Here is a 25621-nt window from a genome sequence, read left to right on the forward strand (position 1 = left end):
CGTGCCCGCCGCGACCGGGCCGCCTGGCGAAACCGCAACTATAAACCCTATGTATAGTGACCGCATGCCGCCATTCGGGCTCTCCCTCCTCGGTCGCGAACATGAGCGGGAAGTCCTCGCCCGGGCCGTCACCGGCCTGAGCGAGCACCGCCCGGCGGTCGTCACCGTGAGCGGCGCGGCGGGCTCCGGACAGCACGCGCTGCTGCGGTGGGCGGCCCGGTTCGCCGAGGAGCGAGGGCTGCGCGTGCTGCGCGCCCGGGCCACCCCCGGCGAGAGCGACCTGGCGTACGGGGCGGTGACCCAGCTGCTGGGCCCGGACGCCCCGGCCGCGGGCGCCGGGCGCGACGGGCCGCTACCCGGCCTCGCCGAGCTGCTGCGCACCGCCCGGGACCGGCCGACCCTGCTGACCGTGGCGGACCTGCACTGGCTGGACCCCGACTCGCTGCGCTGGCTCCGGGCGCTGATCCGGCGGCTGCCCGGGGCGCCGGTCGCGGTGCTGGCCGGCGCCACCGGCCCCGCGCGCCTGGCCGACCCGGACGCCCCGGGGCCGCTCCCGGTGACCCGGCTGACGCTCCCGCCGCTGGGCCCCGCCCAGGTCGCGGCCGCGGTGGCGCTGGTGTGCGGCGACCGGGGCGAGGAGCGCTTCACCGCGGCGGCGGCCGAAGCCTGCGCGGGCAACCCGGAAGTGCTTCACGAGATGCTGCGCCGCTTCGCCGACGCCGGACACCGACCGCTCGACGCCCGGGTGCCGCAGCTGCGCGCGATCACCGCCGCCGTCACCGCCGAGCACACCACCCGCGTGCTGCGCGGCCTGCCCCCCGAGGCGGTCGCGGCCCTGCGGGCCGTGGCCGTCTGCGGCCACCTGCTGGACTTCCCCCTCGTCCGGACCCTCGCCAGGCCCCGCCCCGCACACGACGCGGGGCTGCGCGAGACGCTGGAGGCCACCGGGCTCACCGTCTCCGACGGGGGAGGGGCGCTGCGGCCCGCCACCCCGGAGGTGCGTACCCGGGTGCTGGAGGGGATGCCCGCCGACGAGCGGGCCGACCTGTACGCGCGCGCCGCGGAGCTGGCCCACCGGGCCGGGGCCGGCGACGCCGGCATCGCGGAACTGCTGCTCGCCGCCCGCCCCGTCGGGGCGCCCTGGGCCGTCCACGTACTGCGCGGCGCCGGCGCCGAGGCGCTGCGCGCGGGCGACCACGGCCGGGCGGTCGCCGCGCTGGCCCGCGCGCTGGAGGAGCCGCTGGACCACGTGCGGCGGGCCCGGCTGAGCCTGCGGCTGGCCGCCGCCGAGGTGCCGACCGCCCCGGAGGCCGCCGACCGCCGGTTCGCCCACATCCTCCGCTCACCGGGCGCCGAACTCGCCGGGACGCGGACCCGCGCCGCCGACCTGGCACTGGCCCGCGGCGGCGGCGACGCCGTACGCCGGGCGCTGGTGGAAGCGCTGCCCGCCGCGCACGGCGGCGAACGCGACGCCCTGGTCGCCCTGTTCTGGCTCGCCGAACTGGGCCGCCAGGACGACACCGACCTGCTGCTGCACGAGGTCCCCGCGCTGCCCCGCCACCCGGCCTCGCCCGCCCAGGCGGGGGTGCGCGCCTGGCGGCAGGCGCTGCGCGGCGAGGACCTGCTCGCCACCCGAGGGCTCGCCCGCGACGCCTTCGCCGGCCGCGGCGACGAGGGCGCGCTGCTGCTGCCCCGGCTGGCGGCGTGCCGGGCGCTGTGTCTGACCGGCGACCTGGAGGAGGCCGCCTGGCGCCTGGACGCCCTGCTCGCCGAGGCCCGGCGCGACCACGCCCCGGCCGCCGCCGCGCTGCTGCTCACCGCGCGCGGGGACCTCAATCTGCGGCGCGGCCGGCCCGACCTGGCCGAGGGGGACGTCGCCGCGGCCGAGCGCGCCCTGCCGCAGACCCACTGGCACCCCCTCTACGCCCCCTACACGCTGGCCGTGCGCATCCTGGTGGCGCTGGAGAGCGGCGACCGCCGGCGGGCCGAGGCACTCGCGGCCCTGCCCGACCCCGACGCCTCGTGGAACGGCATGGCGGGCGCCCATCTGCTCTTCGCCAGGGGCCTTGTGGCCATCGCGTACGGCAGCCCGGGAGAAGCGGCCGACCTGCTGCTGGCCGCCGGGCGGCGGCTGCTGCGCCTCCAGTACGCCAACCCGGCCCTGCTCCCCTGGCGCTCCCTGGCCGCCCGGGCCTGCCACGCCCTCGGCCGCGACCAGGAGGCCCAGCGGCTCGGCCACGAGGAACTGTCCCTGGCCCGGCACTGGGGCGCGCCCGGCGCCATCGGCTGGGCGGAGCTGGGCCTCGGGCGGGTGGCCCGCGAAGGCCGCACGGCCAGGCTGCGCGAGGCCGTGCGCACCCTGCGGGCCGTCCCCGCCACCGTGGCCTACACCGGGGCGCTGATCGAACTGGCCACGGCGGAGCTGGACGCGGGGCGGCGGCAGGCCGCGGCACCCCTGGTGGCCGAGGTGTCCCGGCTCGTCGCCTCCCAGCCCGGCAGCAGGACGGCCGCGCGGGCGCGCGCCCTCGCCCAGCGGCTCGGCCGGCCCGGCGGCCCCAGCCGCGATCTGCCCGCCGCCTGGACCGCGCTGTCCGACGCCGAGCGGCGCACCGCCACCCTCGCGGGCCGCGGGCACGGCAACCGCGACATCGCCGACAAGCTCTCGGTCACCACCCGCACCGTCGAGCTGCGGCTGAGCGCCGCCTACAGGAAACTGCGGATCAGCGGCCGCGCCGAACTGCGCGCGCTGGTGCGCTCGATGGAAGGCTACGACACGGATGTTGCATGAGCGGGACCCCGAACTCGCCCAGGTCACCACCGCCTTGCGGGACGCCCGCGCGGGCAGGCCGTCCCTCGTCCTGGTCACCGGCCCGCTCGGCATCGGCCGGTCCGCGCTGCTCCAGCGGCTGCCCGCACACGTCGCCGACGAGGGCACGCGGGTGCTGCGCGCCAACGCCGCCCCGATGGAACAGGACTTCGGCTTCGGCGTCGTGCGCCAGCTGCTCGACAGCCTGCTGGCGGGCGCCCCGCGCGAGCTGTGCGAGCGCTTGACGCACGAGAGCGCCGGCTTCGCCCGGATGACGGCCCTCGCCGACGAGGCCGGGCCCGGGCCCGAAGACCCCGCCGCCCACGAACCGGCGCTCGGCGGCCTGCGCTCACTGCTGGAGGACGTCTGCGCCGACGGCCCCCTGCTGATCCTCGTCGACGACCTCCAGTGGGTCGACACCCCCTCGCTGCGCTGCCTGGCGTATCTGGCCAAGCGGCTGCGGGGGCTGCGCGCGGTCCTCGTGTGCGCCCTGCGCGACGGGGAGCCCCGCGGCCGGCACCCCCTGGTGTGCGAGATCGCCGACGCGGCCACCCACCGGCTGCCCCTCGGCCCGCTGTCCGCCGCGGCCACCGCGGAGACCGTCCGCGACCACCTCGGCGAGCCGGGCCACGAGGATTTCGTCCGCGCCTGCCACGACACCTGCGCCGGCAACCCGCTCGCGCTGACCTCCGTCCTCCAGGACCTGGCGGCCGCCGGCCACCGGCCGACCGCCGACCGGGCGGAGGCGGCCCGCTCCGCGCGCCCCGCGGACCTGCGCGAGCGGCTCGCCCGATGCGTACGCCTCCAGCCCCCCGCCGTACGCGACCTGGCCGCCGCCCTCGCGGTCCTCGGCGACCACGGCGACCCCGCGCTGGCTGCCCGGCTGGCCGGTCTGGACCCCATCGGCGCCGGGGCGGCGCTGCGGGCCCTCGGCGAACTCGGGCTGGTGGCCGACCGGCTGCCCGAGGACCGGACGGCCGGGCCGCGGCCCCGCTTCGCCCACCCCGCCGTACGCGACGCCGTCCACGCCTCGCTGACCGTCACGGAGCGGGAGCGGCTGCACGACCGCGCCGCGGAACTGCTGTACCGCACCGGACACTCCGACGAACAGGTCGCCGCCCAGCTGATGGCCGGGGTCACCTCCGGCCACCCGTGGTCGGTGGGCGTGCTGCGGGCCGCCGCGGACACGGCGCTGCGCCGGGGCGCCCCCGAGGCCGCCATCCGCTATCTGCGGCGCGCGCTGCTGGACGGCTCCCTGGCGGGCGAGGCCCGGGCGCGGCTGCTGATCGACCTGGCCGCCGCCGAGCGCGGCCTGGACCCCGCCGCCTGCGAGCGCCACATCTCCCAGGCGATCCCGCTGCTCCCCACCGCCGGCCAGCGGGCCGCCGCGGCCCTGCGGCTCTCCCCGGCCGTCCTGGACCGCACCCCGCACTCCGCGGTCGATCTGCTGCGGCAGGCCGCCGCGGAACTCGGCCCGCCGGACGCGCTGGAGGGCGCGGTGCGCGAGGTGGCCCTGCGGCTGGAGGCGCGGCTGCGCCAGTGCGGCGTCGCGGACCCGGCGGAGCTGGCCTCGGCGGTGGAGCGGCTGCACGCGATGGGGGAGGAGCCGCCGACGGCCACGGCGGCCGAGCGCGAGCTGGCCGCGGTGCTGCTGAACGCCGCCGTGCTCACCTGCCGGCTGCCCCCGGCCGACGTCACCAGGCTGGCGCGGCGCCTTCTGGAGCGGGAACCGGTCGCGTCGGCCCGCGTGTACTCCGCGCTGCCGCTGACCACCGTCGCGCTGGTCGCGGCCGACTCGGTCGACGCCGTCGGCTCCTGGCTGTCCGTCGAGCAGCGGCTCGGACGGCGGGACGCCACGGTCGCCGACGCGTTCGGCCACCTCGAGCAGGCGATGGTGCTCATGGGGCGCGGCCGGCCCGCCCCGGCCCACGCCCACGCCGAGCGCGCGCTGCGGCTCGCCGACGCCCACTGGCGGGAACTCGGCGTGGCCTCCACCATCGCCCTCGTCTTCACGGCCCTGGAGATGGGCGACCCCGCCCGCGGCGTACGGATCCTGGAGGACGCCTCCCGGCGCCAGTCCTCCTGCCTGACCCTGACGGTGGGGCTGCAGTTCCTGGGCGCGGCCGTGGACGCCCAGCAGGGCCGCTGGGCCGCGGCCGTGGAGACCCTGATGGCCGGCGGCCGCCGGCTGGAGGCGGCGGGCTGGCGCAATCCGGTGCTGTTCCCGTGGCGGCCCCGCGCGGCCGGCCTCTACCACCGGCTCGGCGATCTCCGCTCGGCGCTCGCCCTCGCCGAGGAGGAGCGGCTGCGGGCCGAGGCGTGGGGCGCGCCCGTCGCCGTGGGCCGGGCCCTGCGGCTCCAGGGCACGCTGGTGGAGGGCGAGGCGGGCGAGGCCCTGCTGCGCGAGGCGGTCGGCGTGCTGCGCGGCTCGGCCAACGAACTCGAACTCGCCCGCGCCCTTCTGATGCTGGGCAGACGGCTCCAGGGCGGCGCGGAGGCCGACGGGCTGCTCCGGGAGGCCGCGGCGCTGGCCACCGCCTGCGAGGCGCCCTGGCTGGCCGAACGGGCCCACCGGGGCGGGGGCGGCGCCGCCCGGCCCAAGGCCGCGCTGACCCGTACCGAGCGCCGGGTGGTCGCGCTGGCGGGCCGGGGGCTGACCAACACCGAGATCGCCGGTGAACTGGGGGTGACCTCCCGCGCCATCGAGAAACACCTGACGAACTCCTACCGCAAGCTGGCCGTCTCCGGACGGCGCGAACTCATCGCGGCCCTGCCGAGGCTCCAGGCGGTCAAGGGCGGTTGAGGGTACCGGCCCGCGTCGAGGGTGACCGGCCCGCGGTCGAGGCGGGCGTCCGCGCGGACCGTACCGAACCACCGAAACCGCGGACGGCGTACCGAACCATCCGCGCCGCCCCACCACAGGATTTGCCGCCGGGCCCCGGCGGACGTTGACGCCCCTTTGAGGGCCTCCTTAGTCTCCGAACCAATCCCCCACCGAAAAACGTGCCACCAGCATGCCGTTCCCCGGCCTTCCGGGGAACGGCCCATGAAGGGACGGCAGTCCATTGGCGACCCCCGCGCCGGCAGAGACAGTGCACCTCATCCCCCGGGACACCGGCCGTGACCCGCTCGGGTACGCGAACCTCCTCGGGCAGTTCGACCAGCCCGGGGCGGGTGTGGCCCGCCTCGACGCCAACCTGCGTATCCAGCAGGCGAACCAGGAGTTCTTCCGGCAGTTCGGGGGCTCCTCCGCGGAGGTCTGCGGCCGTGACTTCGGCGAGCTGGCGCACCCGAGCCTCCGGCAGCCGCTCAGGCGCCAGTTCCTCCGGCTCGTCGACGGGAGCCGCCGCCGGTTCGCCACCCACCTCGTCGCCGTCTCGGCCGAGGGCACCGCGTTCACCAGCGCGCTCACGGCGGTCGCGGTCCGCGGGGAGAGCGCGCGCATGGTCTCCGTCCTGGTCGTGATGCGTTCCGCGGACGGCCCCGAGGACCCCGACGTCGTCACCCCGCACAAGAAGATGCTCAGCGAGATCGAGGCCCGCATCCTGGAAGGCATAGCGTCCGGCCTCTCCACCGTCCCCCTGGCGTCCCGGCTCTACCTCAGCCGCCAGGGCGTCGAATACCACGTGACCCGGTTGCTGCGGAAGCTCCGGGTCCCCAACCGGGCCGCCCTGGTCTCCCGCGCCTACTCCCTGGGCGTCCTCGAAGTGGGCTCCTGGCCCCCGAAGGTCGTGCGCGACTTCGTCACCTGACCGGACCCGGACCGCGACCGGCCCCGGCGCCGCGCGGTTGACAGATCGTCCACAGTGATCGCGCCGGCGCGACACAGTGATCATTGTCCCGGCCCCGGCTCTCGGCGACGCTCGAAGCGTCCAGTGATCGCCGACCCGTGAGGTTTGGGAGCAGAGCATGACCGAACTGTCGCCGCACCTGAAGCAGGCCACCGAGGTCGTCGCCGTCCGGGGGGAGGGGCCCTACCTCCACGGCGAGGACGGTCGGCGCTATCTGGACTTCACCGCCGGCATCGGCGTCACCAGCACCGGGCACTGCCACCCGAAGGTGGTCGCGGCCGCCCAGGAGCAGGTCGCCAACCTCATCCACGGCCAGTACACCACGGTGCTGCACCCGCCGCTGCGCCGGCTCGTCGAGCGGCTCGGCGAGGTGCTCCCCGAGGAGCTGGACAGTCTGTTCTTCGCCAACTCCGGCAGCGAGGCGGTGGAGGCGGCCCTCAGGCTCGCCCGCCAGGCCACCGGGCGGCCCAACGTCCTGGTCTGCCACGGCGGTTTCCACGGCCGTACGGTCGCCGCCGCCTCCATGACCACCTCCGGCACCCGCTTCCGCTCCGGCTTCTCGCCGCTCATGGGCGGCGTGGTGGTCACCCCCTTCCCCACCGCCTTCCGGTACGGCTGGGACGAGGAGACCGCGACCCGCTTCGCCCTGCGCGAGCTGGACTACCTCCTGCAGACCGTCTCCCCGCCCGAGGACACCGCCGCCGTCTTCGTCGAACCCGTCCTCGGCGAGGGCGGATACGTGCCCGCCACCGAAGGGTTCCTGCGCGGCCTGCGCGAGCGGGCCGACCGCCATGGGTTCCTGCTCGTCCTGGACGAGGTGCAGACCGGCGTGGGCCGCACCGGACGCTTCTGGGCCCACGAGCACTTCGGCGTGCGCCCCGACATCCTCATCACCGCCAAGGGCCTGGCCAGCGGCTTCCCCCTGTCCGGCATCGCCGCGCCGAAGGCCCTGATGAGCAAGGCCTGGCCCGGCTCCCAGGGCGGCACCTACGGGGCCAACGCGGTGGCCTGCGCGGCGGCGGTGGCCACGCTCGACGTGGTCCGCGACGAGAACCTCGTCGCCAACGCCGAGGCCATGGGCGCCCGGCTGCGCACCGGCCTGGAGGCGGTGGCTGCCAAGACCCCCGCCATCGGCGACGTACGGGGCCTCGGCCTCATGCTGGCCAGCGAGTTCACCACCGAGGACGGGCAGCCCGACCCCGCGACGGCGGCGCGGGTGCAGCGCGCGGCCGTGGACGAGGGCCTGCTGCTGCTCCTGTGCGGGGCCTGGAACCACGTGGTGCGGATGATCCCCGCCCTGGTCGTCGACGAAGCGGCCGTCGACGAGGGCCTGCGCGCCTGGTCCGCCGCGGTCGAGGCGGGCACGGCGGCCTCCTGAGGCATGCCCCGCGCCACACTGGTTACCCCCAGTGGTCGACGGTCCCGGATGGCAGAGGTGAAGAAGGAGCCGCCCCAGATGTCCAACCCCTCGTTCCCCCCGGCGGACGACGTGATCGCCGCCGTGCCCAAGAAGCTGTACATCGCCGGTGAATGGGCCGACGCGGCCGGCGCGCTGACCATGCCGGTCGACGACCCGGCCACCGGCGAGGTGCTGTGCCGGGTCGCGGACGGCAGCCCCGCGGACGGGCAGCGCGCCCTGTCCGCCGCCGAGGACGCCCAGGAGAAGTGGGCGGCCACCGCGCCCCGCGCGCGCAGCGAGATACTCCGCCGCGCCTACGAGCTCATCGTCGAGCGCGCCGACAGTCTCGCCGCGCTGATGACCGCCGAGATGGGCAAGCCGCTGGCCGAGGCGCGCGGGGAGGCCGCCTACGCCGCCGAGTTCTTCCGCTGGTTCTCCGAAGAGGCGGTCCGCATCGGCGGCGACTTCGGCACCCTGCCGGACGGCCGGAACCGGATGCTGCTGATGCGCCGCCCGGTCGGCCCCTGTGTGCTGGTCACCCCCTGGAACTTCCCGCTCGCCATGGGGACCCGCAAGATCGGCCCGGCGATCGCCGCCGGCTGCACCATGGTGCTCAAGCCCGCCCCGCAGACCCCGCTGTCCAGCCTCGCCCTCGCCGGGATCCTGGAGGAGGCCGGCCTCCCGGCGGGGGTGCTGAACGTGGTGACGACCTCCCGCGCCGGGAAGGTCGTGGAGCCGCTGCTGACCAGCGGCCGGGTCCGCAAGCTGTCCTTCACCGGATCCACCCAGGTCGGCCGGACCCTGCTCGCCCAGTGCGCCCCGGCCGTGGTGCGCACCTCCATGGAGCTGGGCGGAAACGCGTCGTTCGTCGTCTTCGCCGACGCCGACCTGGACGCGGCGGTCGAGGGCGCGATGACCGCGAAGATGCGCAACATGGGGGAGGCCTGCACGGCCGCGAACCGGTTCTTCGTGCACCGGTCGGTGTCCGCCGAGTTCGCCGAGCGGCTCGCGCGGCGCATGGGCTCGCTCGTCGTCGGCCCGGGCAGCAGCCCCGGCGTCGACGTCGGCCCGCTCATCGACCGGGCCGGCCGGGCCAAGGTCGAGGAGCTGGTCGCGGACGCCGTGGCGCGCGGCGCCGAGGTCCTGGTCGGCGGCGAGGTCCCGGACGGTCCTGGCTGCTTCTACCCGCCCACGGTGCTGACCGGCGTGGACCCGGCCAGCCGGCTGATGGACACCGAGATCTTCGGCCCGGTCGCGGCCATCTCCCCCTTCGACGAGGAGGACGAGGTGGTCCGCCTGGCCAACGACACCGAATGGGGCCTGGTCGGCTATGTCTTCACCCGGGACGTGAGCCGTGCGCTGCGGGTGAGCGAGCGGCTGGAGGTCGGCATGGTCGGCCTCAACACCGGTCTGGTCTCCAACCCGGCGGCCCCCTTCGGCGGCGTCAAGCAGTCCGGACTGGGCCGCGAGGGCGGCCGGGTGGGCATCGAGGAGTTCCTGGAGTACAAGTACGTGGCGATCCCGGTGTGAGCCGCCCGAGGGGTGGTCCGAGGGGCATGGGCACCCGGTGAGCGGGGGGCCGGCCGCCGGTCAGGTGCGGGACTCCAGGTCGCGCCGGGTGGCGTCGCCGTACACCCCGTCCTCGTCGCCGCGGATCCCGTACCAGAGCTGGAAGCGGGCCACGGCGGAGGCCAGGGTGCGGTCGTACCTGCTGTTGACCGCCCCGCCGGGGTACACGTCCGGGATCCGCAGCAGGCGGGACTGGAGCTCGGAGACCTCCGGGCCACTGTCCCCCAGGGACAGCACCGCGCCCCCTTCCCCCGCCCCGTCCGCCCCGCCCGGCGCGGCGGCCGCGGTGGGCGGGGCGGGGGCCGACGTACGGCCGGGCGGGGCGCCGCCCGGCCCGGGCCGCGCGGCGGGGCTCCCGTCACCGCCGGGGAGGAGCAGGACGAGCGCGAGCGCGAGGGCCGCCCCGACCGCCCCCGCGGCGGCCAGGACGACGGCGCGCGGCCGGCCCCGGTGCCCGGGCGCGGCCCGCGAGGCGGCGGCGGGCTGCGGCTCGGCGGGGCTCCCCAGGCCGGGGTCGAACTCCTGGGTGTCCGCGTCGGCGATGTCGTACCCGCCCGGTGGGAGCGCCGCGCCTCCCGGGCGGAAGAGGTCAAGCTCCTCCATCCAGGCCTCGAGCGGGGGCCCGCCGTCCCGGTCGGGCTCCACCACCGCACGGAAGATCCGGGTCGGCTCGATCACCTGCCGCCCGGTGGGCTGTTCGGGTTCGGTTCCGGCAGCCATAAGATCTCCTCCAACTCCCGCGCAGCGCCGTCGAGACCGTCGGGAGAGGATACGGACGGGAAGCCCGGGGGACTCAGCGCGTGGATGACGCGTCGCGGATGATGTCGGTGGGCGCCCGCCAGGCGACGCTCGGCGGCGTTCACACACGACCGGCCGCCGGATGCCCCCCCGAATGCCGCGGCCGGGACACCGAGGGGGTGGAGAGGGTGGAGGAGATGGAGCACACCAGGTGTTGTGTGGTGGGCGGCGGGCCGGCCGGGATGGTGCTCGGCCTGCTGCTGGCGCGGGCCGGGGTGGAGGTCACGGTCCTGGAGAAGCACGGCGACTTCCTGCGCGACTTCCGGGGCGACACCGTGCACCCGACCACGCTGTCGCTGCTGGACGAGCTGGGCCTCGCCGAGCGGTTCGCGGCGCTGCCGCAGCGGCATGTGCGCACCATCCAGCTGCCGATCGGCCCGGGCCGGTCGCTGTTCACCGTCGGCGACATCGGCGCGCTGCCGGTGCGGTACAACTACGTCGCGATGGTCCCGCAGTGGGACCTGCTGACCCTGCTGGCGGAGGAGGGCGCGCGGGAGCCCGCCTTCACCCTCCGCATGAACACCGAGGCGACGTCCTTCCTCATGGAGCGCGGCCGGGTCGCGGGGGTGCGCTACCGCACCGCGGAGGGGGACACCGGCGAGCTGCGGGCCACCGTGACCGTGGCCTGCGACGGCCGGGGGTCGCTGGCCCGGCGGCTGCCGGAGCTGGGGCTGCGGGAGTTCGGCTGCCCGATGGACGCCTGGTGGTTCCGGCTGCCGCGGCACGAGGGGGACCCGCGGGGGCTGGTGGGAAACGCCGGCGACCGCTTCCTGACCGCCATGATCGACCGCGGGGACTACTGGCAGTGCGCCGCGCTGATCCCCAAGGGGACGGACGCGGAGCGGCGCGCGGCGGGCCTGGACCGGTTCATGGCCGAGTTCGCGGCCGTCGCGCCGTGGCTGGCGGACCGCACCGACGCCCTGCGGTCGTGGGACGAGGTGAAGCTGCTCGACGTACGGCTGGACCGGCTCCGGCGCTGGCACCGCCCCGGGCTGCTGTGCATCGGGGACGCGGCGCACGCGATGTCGCCGGTGTTCGGGATCGGCATCAACCTGGCCGTCCAGGACGCCGTGGCCGCCGCCCGGGTGCTGGCCGGGCCGCTGGCCGAGGGCACCGTCGGGCTGCGGGAGGCCCGCGCGGTGCAGCGCCGCAGGTGGCCGACCACCGCGGCGACGCAGGCGCTGCAGCGGATCGCCCACGCGCGGGTCATCGAGCCGGTGCTGGCCGGCGCCACCCCGCTCGGCGACGGCTCCCGGCCGCCCGGGATCGCGCGGGTGCTGAGCGCGGTGCCCTGGCTGAAGCGGGTCCCGGCGTACTTCCTGGCCTACGGCGCCCGCCGCGAGCGCCCGCCCGCCGCGTCCCTGCGCTGACCCGGCCGCGGCTCAGCGGCTCAGCGGCCGCGCAGCCGCTCCATGTCGCGCCGGTCGCGCTTGGTGGGGCGGCCGGCGCCGCGGTCGCGGGTGGCGACCGCGAGGAGTTCCTCGCGCGGCGGCGGGGGAGGGGAGTTGTCGACGAAGCACTCTGCCGCGACGGCGGCCCCGACCCGCTTGCGCACCAGGCGCTTCACGATCACGATCCGCTCGCGCCCGGCGTGGAAGAGCCGCACCTCGTCCCCGGGCCGCACGCCATGGGCGGCCTTGACGCGCTCCCCGTTGACCCGCACGTGGCCGCCGCGGCACGCCGTGGCGGCCAGCGACCGGGTCTTCGTCAGCCGTACGGACCAGATCCAGCTGTCGATCCGCACGGACCCGTGTTCCGAAGCGGCGTCTGAAGGCATGCCTGAAGCCATGCCCCGACTCTATCGGCTCCGTCCAGGGTGATACGTCCTGCTTCATCCGATATTGCTGTCTAAGGTGCCACACATGAGCGCACACTTTGACGTCGTGGTCCTGGGCGCGGGCTCGGGCGGCTATGTCGCCGCGATCCGCGCCGCGCAACTCGGCCTGTCCGTGGCCGTCGTGGAGGAGCGGTTCTGGGGAGGGGTGTGCCTCAATGTGGGCTGCATCCCGTCCAAGGCCCTGCTGCGCAACGCCGAGCTGGTCCATCTGCTGACCCAGGAGGCCCCGACCTTCGGCATCCGGGTGGACGGGCAGGTGATCCTGGACTACCGGGCGGCCTACGAGCGCAGCCGCAAGGTCGCGGACGGGCGCGTCCGCGGGGTCCACTTCCTGATGAAGAAGAACGAGATCGCCCAGTACGACGGCCGGGGCACCTTCACCGACGACCGGACGCTGCGGGTCGACCTGGCCGCCGGGGGAGCGGAGACCCTCACCTTCGGCCACTGCGTGATCGCCACGGGCGCGGTCACCAATCTGCTGCCCGGCACCTCGCTCAGCGAGCGCGTGGTGACGTACGAGGAGCAGATCCTCAGCCCCGAGCTGCCCGAGAGCGTGATCATCGCCGGGGCGGGCGCCATCGGCGTCGAGTTCGCGTCCCTCATGCACAGCTACGGCGTGCGGGTGACGCTCGTGGAGTTCCTGGACCGGCTCGTCCCGCTGGAGGACGAGGAGGTCTCCGCCGAGCTCGCGCGCCGCTACCGCAGGCTGGGCATCGACGTCCTCACTTCCACCCGGGTGGAGGCGATCAACGACTCGGGCCCCTCGGTGAAGGTCATGGTGACCACCGGCGGCCAGCGGCAGACGCTGCACGCCCAGGCGGTGCTGCAGGCGATCGGATTCCGGCCGCGGGTCACCGGCTACGGGCTGGAGAACACCGGCGTCCGGCTGACCGAGCGGGGCGCCATCGCCGTGGACGCCCGCTGCCGCACCAGCGTGCCGCACATCTTCGCGGTCGGGGACGTCACCGCGCAGCTGATGCTCGCCCACGCCGCCGAGGCGATGGGCGTGGTCGCCGCCGAGACGATCGCGGGCGCGGAGACCATGGAGCTGGACTATGTGATGATCCCGAGGGCGACCTTCTGCCGGCCGCAGATCGCCAGCTTCGGCTGGACCGAGGCCCAGGCCCGGGAGCGGGGCTTCGATGTGCGGGTGGCGAAGTTCCCGTTCACCGCGAACGGCAAGGCGCAGGGGATCGGCGACGCCGTCGGCTTCGTCAAGCTCATCGCGGACGGCCGCCACGGCGAGCTGCTGGGCGGCCATCTGATCGGCCCGGAGGTCACCGAGCTGCTGCCGGAGCTGACGCTGGCGCAGCGCTGGGACCTGACCGCCCATGAGGTGGCGCGCAACGTCCACGCCCACCCCACGCTCTCCGAGGCCGTCAAGGAGGCCGTGCACGGCCTCGCCGGACACATGATCAATATGTGAGCGGCCCGGGGCCGGTCACGGGCGAACGGTCAAAGCGATGCGCAGGCCGAACACGGTGCGAATGCCCTAAATATGCTAGAAAGATCAGATGAAAGTGGGTTCGGCGCTGCGCTCGCGCAGTGTCGCCGGACAGGCGCTCGCCCTGCTGTTGGCGATCATGGCGCTGCTCGTGGTCGCCGCGGGCGCCGCGCTGGTCCTGCAGGGCCGCAGCAGCGGCGAGAACCAGGCCCGGGGCCGCGCCCTCGCCGTCGCCCACGCCTTCGCACGCGCCCCCGGCGTGCTCCCGGCCCTCACCTCCCGCGACCCCAGCGCGGTCCTCCAGCCCTTCGCGCGGCGCGTCACCCACGACTCCGACATCGACTACATCGTGGTGACGAGCCCGAGCGGCATCCGCTACACCCACCCCGACCCCCGCCGGATCGGCGGCCGCGTCACCAGCCCCCTCTACCCGGCCACGGCGGGCCGCCCCTTCACCGACGAGGTCCCGGCCGTGTCCCTCTCCTCCCCCTCCATCCGCGCGGCCGTCCCGGTCACCGACGCCAGGGGGAAGGTGGTCGGCGTCGTCAACGCCGGGGTCACCATCCCCAACGTGAACCGCTCGGTCGGCCGCCAGCTGCCCGTCATGCTCGGCTCCCTCGGACTGGCCCTCGCGCTCGGCGCCGGCGGGGCCGCGCTGGTGAGCCGGCGACTGCGGCGCCAGACCCACGGCCTCGGCCCCGCCGAGATCGCCAGGATGTACGACCACCACGAGGCCGTGCTGCGCGCCGTACGGGAGGGCGTGCTCATCGTCGACGACAAGGGCGGGCTGCTGCTCGCCAACGACGAGGCGGCGAGGCTCCTCGGCCTGCCGGCCGACGCCCAGGGCCGGCAGGTCACCGACACCGGCCTCCCCCCGGACATCGCCTCCCTGCTCGCCTCGGGCCGCCTGGCCACCGACGAGGTCCACCGGGTGGGGGAGCGGCTGCTGTGCGTCAGCCAGCGCCCGGCCAGCCGGAGCGGACACCCCTGGGGCAGCGTCGCCACCCTGCGCGACACCACCGAGCTGCGCGCCCTGACCGACAAGGCAGACCGGGCGCGGGAACGCCTGGAGTTGCTGTACGACGCCGGCGTCGAGGTCGGCACCACGCTCGACATGGTGCGCACCGCCCAGGAGCTGGCCCGGGTCGCCGTCCCGCGCTTCGCCGACTTCGCCACCGTCGACCTGCTCGACTCGGTCCTGCACGGCGAGGAGCCCGGGGCCGGACACCGGGCGGCGGACACCCGGATGCGCCGCGTCGCGGTCAGCGGCGAGTGGCCGTCCGGGCACTCCTCGGCGCACCTGGTGGACGAGCCCATCGGCTCGGTGACGGTGCCGCTCACCGCGCGCGGGGTCACCCTCGGGCGGGCCGAGTTCCGGCGCTCGGCGCGCGCGGCCCCCTTCGAGGACGAGGACCTCACCCTCGCCGAGGAACTGGTCGGCCAGGCCGCCGCGTACATCGACATCGCCCGCCGCTACGCGCGCGAGCACGCCACCGTGCTGGCCCTCCAGCAGAGCCTGCTGCCCCGCGGCCTGCCCGAGCACGAGGCCGTCGAGGTCGCCCACCGCTATGTGCCCGGGACCGCCGGGGTCGGCGGCGACTGGTTCGACGTCATCCCCCTGTCCGGGGCCCGCGTCGCCTTCGCCGTCGGCGACGTCGTCGGCCACGGCCTGCACGCCGCCGCCACCATGGGCCGGCTGCGCACCGCCGTGCACAACTTCTCCTCCCTCGACCTGCCCCCCGACGAACTCCTGACCCACCTCGACGAGGTGGTGGACCACCTGGACCGGGAGGAGACCGCCGCCAACGGCGCCCGGGGCCCCGGGGTCGCCGGAGCCACCTGCCTGTACGCGGTCTACGACCCGGTCGCCCGGCGCTGCTGCCTGGCGCGGGCCGGCCACCCGCCGCCCGCCCTGGTGCGCCCGGACGGCACGGCGACCCTCCTGGACCTGCCCGCCGGGCCCCCGCTGGGCCTGGGCGGGCTGCCCTTCGAGGCCGCCGAGGTCGACCTGCCCGAAGGCAGCCGCCTGGTGCTCTACACCAACGGGCTCATCGAGGCCGGCGGCGTGGACGTCGAGACCGGACTCGAGCGGCTGCTCGGCGCGCTGGCCCGCGCCGACCCAGACCCCGAGCGCACCTGCCGGGCGGTGATGGAGGCCCTGCCGCCCGAACACCCCGTCGACGACATGGCGCTGCTCGTCGCCGGCGCCACCGGACTGGACCCCGGCCACGTCGCCTCCTGGGACCTCCCCTCGGACCCCGCGGTCGTCTCCCGCATGCGGGCCGCCGTGGCCCGAACCCTCGACGCATGGGAGCTGGACGAGGCCGCCTTCACCACCGAACTGGTGGTCAGCGAGCTGCTCGGCAACGCCATCCGCCACGCCTCCGGCCCCATCCGGCTGCGCCTGATCCGCGACCGCACCCTCATCTGCGAGGTCGCCGACGGCAGCACCACCGCCCCCCATCTGCGCCGGGCCGCCACCACCGACGAGGGCGGACGCGGGCTGTTCCTGGTGGCCCAGATGGTCCAGCGCTGGGGCACCCGCTACACCAGGAGCGGCAAGGTCATCTGGACCGAGCAGACGCTCCCGTCCGGGACGGGCGCCCCGTACGCGCCGCCCGCGCTGGCCATCAGCTGATCACGGCGGCGGTGGTGGCCAGCAGCTCCGGGAGGGTGCCGGTGAACTCGGGCATCAGCCGCATGGCCACCGTCCACGCCTCCGGGTCCTCGCCCAGATGGGTGGCGACCAGATCCACGATCTCCCGGCGGACCCCGCGCGATTGCTCCGCCTCCTCCTCCCGGGCCTCCTGGTCGCGGTGCGCCAGATAGGCCGCGGCCACCCGGGCGGGCCGCGCCTCGCGCAGAATGTCCGACAAGGTCAGATGCCCGTAGGACATGGCCAGGTTCAGCCACTCCTGGTGGCCGTACACAAACGCGGGCAGCTGGTACTGGCGCAGCAGGTCCAGCGCGGTGGGGCGGGGGCCGGTGAGCCGGTGCGGATGTTCCCGGTGCTCCAGCCGCACCTCCGCCGCCTGGCAGTCGGGGCGCAGCTCCCCCGGCAGGTCGTCCCGCTTCGCCAGCTCCACCAGCAGGGCGTCCGGCAGCGGCTCGCGGTGGTGCTCGGCCGTCAGCTCCTTCCACGGGAGGTCCGGGCCGGTCTCCTCGGCCAGCCGCTCCAGCGCCGCGGTGACCTGATCGCGCCGCCCCGCGGCGGCGGTGCGCAGATACTCCGCCTGGCTCTCGGGCGACCGCGCACGCGCCAGCCGCTCGCGCAGCTCGGCCAGGCCGTCCGCCGACTCCAGCGCGGACCGGACGATCTTGTGGGTGGCAGCCGGCAGCGGGTGCTTCTTGCTGCGGCGCTCGGGAAATTCGGTCTCGTCGAGCAGCGCGCGCACCTCCTGTGCGCCGTGCCGCTCCCACACCCGCACCAGCAGGAGCAGCTGCCCGGCGAGCGTATGCAGCTTGATCTTGCCGAGCAGGATGCGGGCAAGGCGCGGATCGCCGGCCTCGAGGGCCGGAAGGAGCCAATGGCGGCGCCCGCTGTTGCGCAGCTCGACGACCAGCTCCTCGGTGAGCGGCAGCGGCCCCTCACCGCTGTCCGGGCGGCTGCGCCGGCCGGCCAGGACCTGCCGGCGCTGCTCGGGGCTCAGCGGGGTGTGGATGTACAGCTTGGCGTTGATCTCGGGGTCGTCGTGGAGCAGCAGCTCCGCGACGGTCTGCTCCGGCAGCTCCCAGCTGGAGGCGATGCCGGCCAGCACGGAGACCCCGTGCAGCGCGACGAAGCGGTCTCGCAGGGCGGCCGAGGGCTTGTAGTGGACCAGCAGGTGCTGGACGGAGCGGCGGTCCAGGTGCTCCGCGAGCGCCAGCCGCACATCCTCGGCGGCCAGGTCGTACAGCCGCAGGAACACCGCCCGGGAGCCGTCCGGCTCGCTCACCGGGTACTCGGGCGCCAGCGGCCGGGGCCAGGTCTTGCCCCGGTGCTTGGCCGTCTGCTCGCGGGCCGCGGCGAACAGCTCCGTACTGGTCCCCGCGAAGCGGGGCAGCAGCGAGTACAGGGCGCGCCAGGGGGCGAAGTCCGCGCCCAGCCCGGCCACCAGGGCGGACAGCTCCTCACGGACCGGGGCCTCCTCGTACGGAAGCGAGCCCAGCACCGCGCGGGCGGGACGGATCTCCCTCAGCACCCGCTCGACCGGATAGGCCTCCTCGCGGATGCCCCGGCGCAGCAGCCTGGACAGGTCGAAGCGGGAGTAGGAGTCGCTCCAGTCCGGCTCCGCGAGCAACTGCCACGGAAGCGGGGAGGTGGCGGGCAGGTGGCGGGGCGACTTCCGGTAGGCCGCCAGCACGATCTCGTCCGGGCAGTCCCGGTGGGCCGCCAGCGTGAGCAGCGCCCCGTTCGGCAGGGGCTCGCGGCGGTGCTCGGCCAGGACGAGGTCCCAGTCCACCCCGTCCAGGGGGAAGCCCTCGCGCGTCCACGTCAGCTCGCGCAGCTGGTGCACCAGCTCCGTGCCGGACGGGGCCGGTGCGCCCGGGGCGGGTCCGTCCGGGGCGGCCGTCCCGTCGTCCTCCGTCACCGAGGCGCTCTCCAGCACGGCCGCCGGGTCCGGCGCGGCCGCCGCCCGGCGCACCAGCTCCGCCACCGCCGGGCGCAGCGTGTACAGCCCGGCCAGGCCGGCCAGCTCGGCCACGCCCCCGTGGGCGAGCACGGCCCGGCAGGCCGCCAGCTGCTCGCTCGCGTCCACCTTGTGGCCGACGGTCTCCAGGGCGTGGCGCACGACCGCGGGAAAGGGCGCGCGCAGGGCCGGCAGCAGCTCCTCGACGCCGCTGGTGTTCAGCAGGAACTCCACCAGGCCGTCCGGCTCGTGCCAGTCGGGGTCGTCCAGATTCCGCTTCGCCCCCTCCAGCACCGCGGCCCGCAGCTCCTGGCGGTCGCCGTACCCCCGGTAGAGCCGTGGGCCCAGGGCCGTGTAGCCCAGCGCGGCGAGGCGCAGCAGCGCGGGCAGGCGCTCGGCGGTCGGCGGGCATCCGGCCAGGGCCCAGATCAGCTCGGCGTCGCCGGTGGCGAGCGCCGTGTCCACCAGATAGTCGGGCAGGGGCTCCCGCCCGGCCATCAGCGCCATGGCCTCCTCGCGCAGCCGGGCCATCAGGTCCGGGGCGAGGGCGGGGCCGGCCAGCCGGAAGGTGGCCGAGAGCAGGGATTCGTCGAAGGGCGCCACGGCGCGTGTTCTCCGATCGTCGAGACGAGCACAAGAGCGAAAAGGCGAAAGAGCGAGGAATTCAGGGAGGAGCGGCCGAGAGGACGGCTCAGGGGCGGCTGAGGGCGGGGCAGAGGCGGCTCAGGGGCGGCTCAGGGGGTGGCGGGCAGCTCGGCCATCCTGGACAGCGCGCCGATCCAGAACCGCTGCCGCTCCGGGGTCTGCCCCACCAGATGGGCGGCGCGCAGCTTCGGCGGCATATGGCGCAGCAGGCGCGCGACCACCTCGGCGTGGCGCTCCAGCTGGGAGACCTCCGCGTTGGCGAACACCTGGTGCACCAGGTCGGTGTCGTTGGTGCCCTCATCGGAGCTCTCGGAGGCCGCGGCCAGCCTGGCCTCCCACTCGGCCACGTCGCGCGCCAGCTCCCGCAGCCCGAGCACCTTCCGCCCGGAACTCTCCGACAGCCGCGCCTCGAGCTGGGACAGCGGCACCGGGGCGTACTCGCCGTCACCGAGGTAGATCAGCCCGGTCTCCAGCGGCTGCCCGGCCAGATGCAGCTTGATCAGCCGCTCCAGGGTCCGCTTGGTGATCCACTCCCGGCCCTCGTCGTCGATGTCGCTCTTCCACCACTCCAGCACCGTCTCGGCCACGTCGCCGTAGGTGTCGATCAGCCACTGGTTGGCCGGGATGTCCTCCGGACCCACCTCGTAGCCGACCGTGAAGCGGCTGGCCTGGGCCACGTTGTTGCTGCTGACCAGCAGCTTGCGGCCGAGGTGGTACGGCGGGTTCTGCAGCGCTATCTGGGCGGTCAGCCCCGGAAGCGGCCGGCCGGCCAGCGACCACTCCTGGGTGATCTCCATCAGCTTGGCGAACGTGGCCTTGTCCTTGGGCCGGTTGTACTCGTCCCAGACGATCACCTTGGGCCCGGGGCCCATCAGCGAGCGGCTGAGCAGCGTGTCCAGGGTGCCGTCGGGGGTGGGCACCGGCACGCACAGGTCCTCCACGTTGGTCACCGGCAGGGAGAAGTACACCGGGTCGGCGCCCGTCTCCTCCCGCACCACCGCCTTGGTGACCTCCGTCTTCCCGCAGCCGGGCGGGCCCTGGAGCAGCACGGCCCAGTTCTCCCGGACCGCGGTGCGCACGATGGTGCGCACCGGGTCCGCGATGGTCGCCGGGTTCGGGCAGCCGACGGCGGCCGCGATGCCGTCCAGGATCTCGGCCGTGCGGTCCGGGCCCGGCTTGCCGTCCGACTTCACATCCCGCAGCCGCAGCCGCTGCCCGCCGACCAGCGGCAGCCCCCAGACCAGCGGGAAACCGGCCCGGGCGCAGTCCAGCACATGCTGGAGGGTGCGCGGGGACAGCAGCGAACGCAGCCGCGGGGACAGCCCGGCCCACAGCCGGAACACCTCGGCCAGGTCCCAGCCCTCGAAGCGCTCGGCCAGATGCCGCCGCCAGGCGGTGTCGTTGGCGGTCACCCGCAGGGTGACCATGCGGTCCAGCACCGCCAGATCGCTGCGCCGGGCGCCGGTCTCGGACAGGGACTCGTTGTCCGCGAGGAAGACGCCGACACAGCCGAGCGCGCGCAGATCGTGCTCGCCGAGCGTCCAGTTGCAGGCGATCTGCATCAGCTGGGACTGGATGGTCTCGCCGGCCTGCAGCGAGTCGTCGATCAGCAGCACGAAGGGCCTGCCGGGGCTGAGCTGGCGCATGATCAGCTGGGTGAGGACCAGCTCCCCGCTGCGCTCGTCCCGCACCGGGGCGTTGACCAGCAGGTCGTCCGGGGTCAGATTCGCCGCCGGGACCAGGATCACCTCGGTGCCGGGGTGCGCCTCGGGGATGTAGGAGAGGAACGTCGAGGTCTTGCCGATGCCGTGCTCCCCGAAGACCTGCCCGGTCTGGCCCATGGCGATCATCGCGCTGATGAACCGCTCCAGGCGGGTGCCGGTGTCCTGCCCGGGCCGCTCGGAGGTCCTCCGCGGCTGCCGCGCCTTCCGCGTCCTTCGCTCCGCCCGCCCGGCGGGCGCGTCCCCCGCGGTCGGTGCCGTCGTCTCCACGCTGCTCACAGTGGCCTGTTCCCTCGTTCCGTGTCTGTCGGTCGTGCGAAGCGGTCGGGCGCGGCCGGTGCCGGGCCGTCGGGCCGTCGGTCGCGTCAGCCGTCGCCCGTGATCACCCGGTGGCAGGCCATCGGCGGGTCGTGCCGCTCGGGCCAGTCGTCGCCGCCCTCCGTGATCAGCCAGATCCACCGGTCGGGCTGGGCGGGGGCGACCTTGGGCGCGTAACCGTCGGTGACCATGATCACCGCGTCGGCGCGCTCCTCGAACCGCCGCCCGTTCACCGCGAGTCGGCCCTCGACATAGTCGACGACCTGCTGGAAGTTCGTCCCGCCACCGCCGAGGACCCGCTCTCCGGGGACGAAGGGCATCACGGCGCCGTCGAAGCTCAGCCAGTGGCTCTCCACCCCGTCGGTGCGGCCGACCAGCGAGGTGATCCAGTCGACCACGGACTGCGGCATCGACGCGGAGGTGTCCAGCGCGACCACCACCACCTTGGTGCGCTCCGCGCCCCGCCGGGACAGCATCGGGTCGTGGCCCAGCGCCAGCAGCACCGCCCCGTGCTTCTTCGGATAGACCAGCCGCTCGCCCTCGCGCAGCTTCGAGGCCAGCACATCGGACAGCCAGCGCCGCCACCACTCCACCCGCCTGGTCCGCGGGGTCCGCCCGCGCAGCGCGGCCAGGCCCATCCGGCCCCACATGCGCTCCACCCGCTTACCGCTCCCGGCGCTGCGGTCCGCCAGGGCCAGCATCTCGTCCCGGGCGATGCCCTCCCCGCGCAGCGCCGCCCGCATCGCCTCGGCCAGCGTCGCCTCCACCACCGAGGAGACCGTCTCCTGGTCCATCGGCAGCTCCGGCGCCACCCCCTCGCCCTGCCCGGCCCCGGCCATCCGCATATGGACGCACACCGCGGGCGCCACGGGGGGCCGGCGCATCCGCTTCAGCTCCCCGTACACCCCCAGGTCGGTGTCCACGAAGTCCTTGTACGACAGCGGCGTCAGCCCCTGCTCGGTCAGGTCGGCCACATACCGCCGGTGCACCTCGCGCGGGTCGATGCCCACCGGCTCGCGCCGGGTGCCGCCGAGCCCGTCCGGCACCTCCTGGGCGGGCAGCTCCGTACGCCCCAGCCGGACCATCACCACATGATTGATCGCCACCTCGGCGGCCAGCTCGAAGACCGGGTCGGCGCGCAGCTCCTCCTCCACGTACAGATGGCGGTGGATCAGATGGCGGGCCTCGTGGAACAGCACGAAGCGCACCCCGCTCGGCCCGATCCGGACGAAAAACTCCGGGTTGTACAACAGCAGGCAACTGCCGTCGCCCACGGCCACCACCGCCGCCGTGTCCACCGCCGCGGTGGCGATCTGGTGGTGGCACTTGGCGTACAGCCACGAGCTCACCACGCTGTCCTTGACCCCGAAGTCCAGCAGCGCCGCCTCCTTGAGCCGACGGCCCTCCTCGGCCACCTCAGGATCGGCCACCTGGCACTCCAGCAGCGCCCGGCGGTCCCCCAGGTCGAGCGCCCGCCGCGCCGCGGCATGCCGGACCTCCCCCGTCACCCGTGCCACCGTCTCCCCCTCGTCGCGCATGCCGCATTCCGGCGCGCCGTCCCCGGCCCGCCACCAAGAACGTTATCCACCGGGTCCGACAGCGCGGCCCCGGGGCCGACCAGCGGGGCGCCCGGGAACGCTCAGACCACGAGCGGGCGGTCCGCGGGGGTGACGGGCGCCGGGAGGGCGGTGGAGCCCGCGAGACAGCGGTCCACGGCCGCCGCGGCGGAGCGCCCCTCGGCGATCGCCCACACGACCAGCGACTGCCCGCGGCCCGCGTCGCCCGCCACGAACACCCCCTCGCGGCCGGTGGCGAACCCCTCGTCGCGGGCCAGGGCGCCCCGGGCGTCGAGCTCCAGGCCGAGCTGGTCGACCAGGCCGGTGTCCCGCTCCGGGCCCGAGAAGCCCAGCGCGAGCAGGACCAGATCGGCCCGCAGCACCCGCTCCGAGCCCGGCTCCGGCCGCCCGTCCGCGTCCACCCCGACCAGGCGCACCGCCCGGACCGCCCCCGGCGGGCCCTCCGCGCCCGGGCCCGGCCCCTCGAAGCGGATCGTGGCGGCCGAGAAGAGCCGCGCGTCCACCTCGGCGGCCGGGGACACGCCCAGCTCCCGGGCCTCCTCGTGGGCGGCGGACATCCGGTAGACCTTGGCGTGGACCGGCCAGGGCTGGTCGCCCGGCCGCTCGGTCCCCGGCCGGGCGTGGATGTCCAGCTGGGTGACCGAGGCCGCCCCCTGGCGCAGCACGGTGCCCAGGCAGTCCGCGCCGGTGTCCCCGCCGCCGACGATCACCACATGCCTGCCCTCCGCGGTGATCGGCGGCCGGTCGAAGTCGCCTTCCCGGACCCGGTTGGCCAGCGGCAGATACTCCATCGCCTGGTGGATCCCGGCCAACTCCCGCCCGGGCACCGCAAGCTCCCGCCAGGCCGTCGCCCCCACCGCCACGACCAGCGCGTCGTAACGGGCCCGCAGTTCGGCGGCATCCACGTCGGTGCCCACGCCCACGCCGGTACGGAACCTGGTGCCCTCCGCGCGCATCTGCGCGAGCCGGCGGTCGAGGTGGCGCTTCTCCAGCTTGAACTCGGGGATGCCGTAGCGCAGCAGACCACCCGGCCGGTCGGCCCGCTCGTACACCGCCACCGTGTGGCCGGCGCGGGTCAGCTGCTGGGCCGCGGCCAGGCCCGCCGGCCCGGAACCGATGACCGCGACGGTCCTGCCGGACAGCCGCTCCGGCGGCTTCGGGGTCACCCAGCCGCTGTCCCACGCCCGGTCCGCGATGGCCCGCTCCACGTTCTCGATGGTCACCGCGGGCTGGTTGATGGCCAGCACACACGCGCTCTCACACGGCGCCGGGCACAGCCGTCCGGTGAACTCGGGGAAGTTGTCGGTCGCGTGCAGCCGCTCGCTCGCCCGCCGCCAGTCGCCGCGCGCGACCAGGTCGTTCCACTCGGGGACGAGGTTGCCCAGCGGGCAGCCCCGGTGGCAGAACGGAATGCCGCAGTCCATGCAGCGCCCGGCCTGGGCGCCCACGATCGGCAGCAGCCCGCCGGGCTCCTCGACCTCCCGCCAGTCCCGCACCCGCTCGGCCACCGGGCGGCGCGGCGGAAGCCGTCGAGGAGTGTTCAGAAAGCCCTTGGGGTCGGCCATGGCGGCATCCCTCACCCGCGCGTCCGGACTGGCCGCGTGGTGGCGGCGCACCGCGGCACACCACGCCTTCCCCCAACTGTACGTCCGTGCGCCACGGTCCCCGGGGCCGCCACCTGCGGCCGCAGCGCGGTCGGCGGACGAACGATCGCCGACCGGGGGCGTTCCCGGCAGGCTGGAAGGACCCCCGGGGAGGCACGGGAGCGGGGAGCGGGTGAGACGAGGGGGAGGGAGAAGGGAGTAAGACCATGGCCGGTGGATCGACCCCGCTGTGGGCCGGGGAGGCCAGCTGGTTCTGCTGCGGCAACTCCTGGGGCCCGTGCGCGAGCGCGGGCGGCGGCGCCTGCGGCACCTGCCGGTCCGGCGAGCCGCAGGCCGCCTGGCCCAACGCCTCCCAGGCGTGCTGGGAGATCACCCGGCCGGACCTGTGCGGGGAGGACATACCGCGGCGCGGCTGCGGCAGCGTCCTGACCGTCCGCCACCAGTGCTCGGGGGCGTCGGTGTGCGTGACGGTCACCGACTGCGGGCCGCGCACCAGGAGCTTCTGCGGGGAGGCGACCTGCTGTGACGGGGTCTGCCGGAGCAACCGCGTCATCGACCTCACACCCGCGGCGTTCGCCGCCCTCGGCAGCCTCAGCTCCGGCACCCTGCCGGTGCTGGTCCACGAATGAGGAGGGCCCGGCCATGACCCCGTCCCGAACGGAGGCCGACGACCTCGGCAGACGCCGGTTCCTGACCACCGTCGCCCTGGGGGGCGCCACCATCGTCGGCGCCACCTCCCTGGGGGCCGTCGACGCCGACGCCGCCTTCGCCACGCCCCTGGTGCCGCTGGACCCGGCCGTGCCGCGCGGCGCCTTCGTCGAGGGAAGGATCCTGCGGACCGACGGCGGGGTGCTGGACGTCGCCGGGTCCCACGGCGAGCGGGCGCGGGTGCGGCTGACGGGCGCCACCAGCGTGTGGAAGGCGGGGGTCGCCACCGCCGCGGAGATCGAGGTGGGCGACGGGCTCTACGCGCGCGGCGTCCCCATGCCCGACGGCACCGTCGCCGCCGACGCGGTGTGGGTGAACATCGTGAACCTCTACGCCACCGTGCGCGGGATCGACAAGGACCGGCTCCACCTGGCGCACGGGACCCACCGGATCGTCGGCCATCTGCTGCCGGCCACCACCAGCCACTCGTACCCGGGCACCGCCCCCACCTCCGACCTGTCCCGGCTGCGCGTGGGCGACGCGGCCCAGGTTCTCGGCGCCTGGCGGCCCGCCGACGGGGCCGTGGACATCGTCCGGGTCTCGGTCGGCCCCCCACCCGGGGGCGTACGGTGACCGGCCCGGCGGCCGGGGCCGCGGCGCTGGCCGGGGTGGCCCCGCCGCTGACCGCCGGGCTGCTCGGCTGGACCGGCGCCGCCAAGCTGCTGCCCCGCCGCGCGACCCGACCGGCGCCGCCCGCCGCGCTGGCCCGGCTGGTGCGCGGGGCCGGCCGGGCCGCGGTGGCCCTGCGGCTCCTCCGCGCCTGCGGACTGCTGCTCGCCCCCCGGTTGGTGGCG

General features: G+C 75.5%; 16 protein-coding genes and 1 pseudogene. 11 read left to right on the plus strand and 6 right to left on the minus strand.

Going from position 1 to position 25621, the window contains the following annotated elements; translation table 11 throughout:
- Positions 1-64 precede the first annotated feature (64 nt).
- The 5 genes from ABFY07_RS29900 (at position 65) to ABFY07_RS29920 (ending at position 9526) form a co-directional block, all read left to right on the plus strand.
- Entirely contained in the window at positions 65-2788 is a 2724-nt protein-coding gene (locus ABFY07_RS29900) for a helix-turn-helix transcriptional regulator (RefSeq protein ID WP_346177488.1), read from the plus strand.
- Positions 2778-5609 (plus strand): ATP-binding protein, encoded by a 2832-nt coding sequence (locus ABFY07_RS29905; RefSeq protein ID WP_346177489.1) that lies wholly within the window; start codon positions 2778-2780, stop codon positions 5607-5609. The genes ABFY07_RS29900 and ABFY07_RS29905 overlap by 11 nt, the downstream gene beginning before the upstream one ends.
- Before the next feature lie 298 nt (positions 5610-5907).
- On the plus strand, positions 5908-6558 hold the full coding sequence (locus ABFY07_RS29910; protein ID WP_346177502.1) for a helix-turn-helix transcriptional regulator: 651 nt from the start codon (positions 5908-5910) through the stop codon (positions 6556-6558).
- Between the two features lie 157 nt (positions 6559-6715).
- A complete protein-coding gene (locus ABFY07_RS29915; protein ID WP_346177490.1) occupies positions 6716-7975 on the plus strand; it encodes an aspartate aminotransferase family protein in 1260 nt (419 codons plus the stop codon).
- Positions 7976-8053: 78 nt separating this feature from the next.
- Positions 8054-9526 carry an NAD-dependent succinate-semialdehyde dehydrogenase gene (locus ABFY07_RS29920; protein WP_346177491.1) on the plus strand — a complete coding sequence of 491 codons (1473 nt, stop codon included), beginning with the start codon at positions 8054-8056 and terminating at the stop codon, positions 9524-9526.
- 60 nt (positions 9527-9586) lie between these two features.
- On the opposite strand, the gene ABFY07_RS29925 is transcribed toward ABFY07_RS29920, so the two are convergent.
- The gene (locus ABFY07_RS29925) at positions 9587-10285 is read right to left on the minus strand and encodes a peptidoglycan-binding domain-containing protein (protein WP_346177492.1); all 699 of its coding nucleotides are present in this window, start codon (positions 10283-10285) and stop codon (positions 9587-9589) included.
- Positions 10286-10500: 215 nt separating this feature from the next.
- Between ABFY07_RS29925 and ABFY07_RS29930 the strand changes: the two genes are divergently transcribed.
- Complete coding sequence (locus ABFY07_RS29930) at positions 10501-11733, plus strand: FAD-dependent oxidoreductase (protein ID WP_346177493.1); 1233 nt, start codon at positions 10501-10503, stop codon at positions 11731-11733.
- 20 nt (positions 11734-11753) lie between these two features.
- On the opposite strand, the gene ABFY07_RS29935 is transcribed toward ABFY07_RS29930, so the two are convergent.
- Positions 11754-12140, minus strand: a complete 387-nt coding sequence (locus tag ABFY07_RS29935) for an RNA-binding S4 domain-containing protein (protein WP_346177503.1) — start codon at positions 12138-12140, stop codon at positions 11754-11756.
- A gap of 85 nt (positions 12141-12225) precedes the next feature.
- Here ABFY07_RS29935 and lpdA point away from each other — a divergent pair, with 85 nt between their 5' ends.
- Entirely contained in the window at positions 12226-13626 is a 1401-nt protein-coding gene (gene lpdA / locus ABFY07_RS29940) for a dihydrolipoyl dehydrogenase (RefSeq protein ID WP_346177494.1), read from the plus strand.
- An 88-nt stretch (positions 13627-13714) separates the two neighbouring features.
- Positions 13715-16282, plus strand: coding sequence for a SpoIIE family protein phosphatase (locus ABFY07_RS29945; RefSeq protein WP_346177495.1), 2568 nt, complete (start codon positions 13715-13717; stop codon positions 16280-16282).
- Here ABFY07_RS29945 and ABFY07_RS29950 read toward each other — a convergent pair.
- The 4 genes from ABFY07_RS29950 to ABFY07_RS29965 form a co-directional block, all read right to left on the minus strand.
- On the minus strand, positions 16275-18857 hold the full coding sequence (locus tag ABFY07_RS29950; RefSeq protein ID WP_346177496.1) for a hypothetical protein: 2583 nt from the start codon (positions 18855-18857) through the stop codon (positions 16275-16277). The two genes, ABFY07_RS29945 and ABFY07_RS29950, sit on opposite strands and share 8 nt — an antisense overlap.
- A gap of 131 nt (positions 18858-18988) precedes the next feature.
- Entirely contained in the window at positions 18989-20899 is a 1911-nt protein-coding gene (locus tag ABFY07_RS29955; RefSeq protein ID WP_428837032.1) for an AAA family ATPase, read from the minus strand.
- A gap of 86 nt (positions 20900-20985) precedes the next feature.
- Positions 20986-22476, minus strand: a complete 1491-nt coding sequence (locus ABFY07_RS29960; RefSeq protein ID WP_346177497.1) for a DUF2201 family putative metallopeptidase — start codon at positions 22474-22476, stop codon at positions 20986-20988.
- Between the two features lie 101 nt (positions 22477-22577).
- Entirely contained in the window at positions 22578-24080 is a 1503-nt protein-coding gene (locus ABFY07_RS29965) for a glutamate synthase subunit beta (protein WP_346177498.1), read from the minus strand.
- Between the two features lie 245 nt (positions 24081-24325).
- On the opposite strand from ABFY07_RS29965, the gene ABFY07_RS29970 reads away from it, so the two are divergent.
- From ABFY07_RS29970 to ABFY07_RS29980, 3 genes and pseudogenes are all read left to right on the plus strand, one after another.
- Positions 24326-24748 carry a septal ring lytic transglycosylase RlpA family protein gene (locus ABFY07_RS29970; RefSeq protein ID WP_346177499.1) on the plus strand — a complete coding sequence of 141 codons (423 nt, stop codon included), beginning with the start codon at positions 24326-24328 and terminating at the stop codon, positions 24746-24748.
- 13 nt (positions 24749-24761) lie between these two features.
- Positions 24762-25400: a cell wall protein gene (locus ABFY07_RS29975; RefSeq protein ID WP_346177500.1), complete on the plus strand. Its 639-nt coding sequence runs from the start codon at positions 24762-24764 to the stop codon at positions 25398-25400.
- Positions 25397-25621 (plus strand): annotated as a pseudogene (locus ABFY07_RS29980) (MauE/DoxX family redox-associated membrane protein); the annotation flags it as partial. The gene ABFY07_RS29975 and the pseudogene ABFY07_RS29980, both read left to right, overlap by 4 nt.

The sequence above is a fragment of the Streptomyces sparsogenes subsp. cuspidosporus genome (assembly GCF_039532705.1).
Taxonomy (GTDB): Bacteria; Actinomycetota; Actinomycetes; order Streptomycetales; family Streptomycetaceae; genus Streptomyces; species Streptomyces sparsogenes.

Excerpts from the sequence above, each read along its gene's own strand:
- ABFY07_RS29930 (WP_346177493.1), top strand. The coding sequence starts at position 10,501 with ATGGAGCACACCAGGTGTTGTGTGGTGGGCGGCGGGCCGGCCGGGATG.
- lpdA (WP_346177494.1), top strand. The coding sequence starts at position 12,226 with ATGAGCGCACACTTTGACGTCGTGGTCCTGGGCGCGGGCTCGGGCGGC.
- ABFY07_RS29905 (WP_346177489.1), top strand. The coding sequence starts at position 2,778 with ATGTTGCATGAGCGGGACCCCGAACTCGCCCAGGTCACCACCGCCTTG.
- ABFY07_RS29965 (WP_346177498.1), bottom strand. The coding sequence starts at position 24,080 with ATGGCCGACCCCAAGGGCTTTCTGAACACTCCTCGACGGCTTCCGCCG.
- ABFY07_RS29970 (WP_346177499.1), top strand. The coding sequence starts at position 24,326 with ATGGCCGGTGGATCGACCCCGCTGTGGGCCGGGGAGGCCAGCTGGTTC.
- ABFY07_RS29900 (WP_346177488.1), top strand. The coding sequence starts at position 65 with ATGCCGCCATTCGGGCTCTCCCTCCTCGGTCGCGAACATGAGCGGGAA.
- ABFY07_RS29945 (WP_346177495.1), top strand. The coding sequence starts at position 13,715 with ATGAAAGTGGGTTCGGCGCTGCGCTCGCGCAGTGTCGCCGGACAGGCG.
- ABFY07_RS29925 (WP_346177492.1), bottom strand. The coding sequence starts at position 10,285 with ATGGCTGCCGGAACCGAACCCGAACAGCCCACCGGGCGGCAGGTGATC.
- ABFY07_RS29960 (WP_346177497.1), bottom strand. The coding sequence starts at position 22,476 with ATGCGCGACGAGGGGGAGACGGTGGCACGGGTGACGGGGGAGGTCCGG.
- ABFY07_RS29915 (WP_346177490.1), top strand. The coding sequence starts at position 6,716 with ATGACCGAACTGTCGCCGCACCTGAAGCAGGCCACCGAGGTCGTCGCC.
- ABFY07_RS29975 (WP_346177500.1), top strand. The coding sequence starts at position 24,762 with ATGACCCCGTCCCGAACGGAGGCCGACGACCTCGGCAGACGCCGGTTC.
- ABFY07_RS29935 (WP_346177503.1), bottom strand. The coding sequence starts at position 12,140 with ATGCCTTCAGACGCCGCTTCGGAACACGGGTCCGTGCGGATCGACAGC.
- ABFY07_RS29920 (WP_346177491.1), top strand. The coding sequence starts at position 8,054 with ATGTCCAACCCCTCGTTCCCCCCGGCGGACGACGTGATCGCCGCCGTG.